Consider the following 1,904-nt stretch of genomic DNA (forward strand, 5'->3'; position numbering starts at 1 on the left):
GGGGTGTGCAGGCGCGGGAGCGGATGCCTCTGCGGGAGCGGATGCCGGTGACCGAGCGCGGGCGCCTCTGATGGAGGGGAGGGCGCCTCAGGCGTCGATGGTCTCGGACTTCCCGGATCTGGCCAGCGCGGCGAGCTGGCGGGTCGTCGCCCCCGGCAGGTACGCCCGGCCGATCGCCACGCCGATTCGCGGCAGATCGGCCTCGTCGCGGAAGCACAGGAACACGGGCTCGATGCGCGGGTTGAACTTGGCCTTGAACTGGTGGAGCGAGCGGAATCCGTAGTACGGCTCGAGGGCTTGGCCGAGCAGGTCGAGGCCGCGGTCGAGGGTGGCCACCTCGTCGTCGTCGCCACTGCGCGCCAACGGAGCCCCGGACAGCGAGACGAAATCAGCCCCCTCGTCCTTGAACTCCAGCGCCGAGCGGGCGATGAGGAACTCGATCATGTTGTTCGCGCCGGGACCGTTGCGCTTACGCATCACGTCCAGGGTCCACCCGCGGACGCCGCCCTCGGTGCCACCCCGGTAGACGGGAAGCCACGACAGCGCCGCCTGAACGACCCCGTCGGAATCCACCGCCAGGGCGATGCGCACGTCGTCATCGAGCGCCTCCTCGACCGTGCCCAGGGTGAAGCCCATCTCGGGGAGCTCCTTGTCCCCCACCCACTGCTCGGAGATCTCGCGCACCTGCCCCAGGATCGCGGACGGCTGCTCCCGCAACAGCCCGGAGACGAAACTCGTCCCGTTCTTCTGCGCCTTGTTCATGGCGCTCCGGATCTTCTGCCACTTCTTGCCGCCGAACGCCAGGTCGGGCAGGTCCATGATGGTGTCCTCGGCGATCTGGAGCGCCCGCCACCCGCGCTCCCTCATGGTCTCGGCGGTCTCGGCCGACACCGAGAAGAGGCACGGCACCGCGGCCTGCGACTCGGCGAACTCCACGAACTCGGTGAGCAGACGACCGCGATCCCCGGGCGCGGCGACGGGATCCGCCAGCGCGATCGCCGTCCCCACGTGGAGGCGGTACCCCACGACGCCCCCGGCTCCGAAGAAGTAGTTCATCGGCTGCCACGTGATCATCCAGGACATGGTGCTGCCGCCGTGCTGACGGATCAGCGCGCGGACGCGGTCGACCACGTCCTCCGAATGGACCGAGGACCCGGTGACCCGGCGCCGGATCCGGACCCCGAACGCCCCCCGGCCGGCCACGAGCAGCACGGCCTCGCCCGCCCACAACAGTCCGGTGCCCGCAGTGACGGCGCCGAGGCTCTCGAAGTCCGCGGCCACGACCAACACCGTGACGACGAGCGTGGCCACCGCGGTGAGCACGGCGTAGGCGAGAGCGACCATCCACGCCGCCCGGAAGCCGCGGCGCAGCAGTTCGGCGGTCACCGCGGCGACCAGGACCGACACGAGCATGCCGGCCAGGCTGACGTCGTCGGCCTCGGTCGGGCCCAGGGGGCCGTCCGCGGGGACGAAGTACACCACCACGTGCACCGCGGCGATGAACCACATCCCGGCCGAGACGACCAACCTCGTCTCGCGCCGGGTCCGTGGCCTCAGGCCCCGCTCGGTGAGTGAGAAGAACCGTTCACCCACGAACAGGAACACCGCGAACGCGATGAGGTGCGTGAGGTCCGCCAGACGGCCGAGGAACAGGAACGACACGATCACGTAGCCGTAGAGCAGCGCCCGCGCCCGCAGCCGCCACGGGGACACCAGCGTGGCGGTGGTGGCGGCCAGAACGGCGATCACGGCCGTCGAGCACCCCACGTCGAGCACCACGGACAACTCGGCGGCCCACTCCCACCCCACCGCGTTCCCGGGGACGAGCACGGCGACCGCCCCGAGGACGCCGATCAGCTGACCGCCGATCGCGACCAGCGCTGTCCGGGCTGACCCCAACCGCC

The 1,904-nt window shown here is 71.0% G+C and carries 1 protein-coding gene; it reads right to left on the reverse strand.

Features of this window, described 5'->3' with window-relative positions; translation table 11 throughout:
* Positions 1 to 87: 87 nt before the first annotated feature.
* A partial coding sequence (locus G6019_RS10150) for a bifunctional lysylphosphatidylglycerol flippase/synthetase MprF (protein WP_182627512.1) occupies positions 88 to 1,904 on the reverse strand: 1,817 nt, incomplete at its 5' end.

Source organism: Dietzia sp. DQ12-76 (assembly GCF_014145045.1).
Taxonomy (GTDB): Bacteria; Actinomycetota; Actinomycetes; order Mycobacteriales; family Mycobacteriaceae; genus Dietzia.